The organism is Microbacterium sp. KNMS (assembly GCF_053851835.1).
In genome coordinates, this window is sequence record NZ_JBSQBP010000121.1 from 1 (window position 1) to 266 (window position 266).

Annotated in this window: 1 protein-coding gene; it reads left to right on the forward strand. The window is 42.5% G+C overall.

The features are described 5' to 3' along the window. Positions 1 to 266 (forward strand): hypothetical protein (locus tag ACWXWW_RS18080; protein WP_455971400.1); only part of this gene is annotated, 266 nt, incomplete at both ends.

A 266-nucleotide genomic window follows, 5' to 3' on the forward strand; every position in this document is an offset into this window, starting at 1 on the left:
GGCTTACAGAGGGTGAATATAGAGCATTCTTATCATTCAATGGCTTGGTAGGCGGAGCAGTAGCTGTAACATTAAACGGCAGTGTAGATGTCTATAACCCAGCGGTTATTACTGGTTACGATGTCGTAGCAGCTCATGGCAACCTAATCTCTGATCCAAATACGAATGGTGATGTTGATATCGCTACACCTAACAGTATTATCAGTGAAGTTAATGGTGTTGCAGTAAGTGCATCTCCAACTGAGATTATTGGTACTCACGGTACT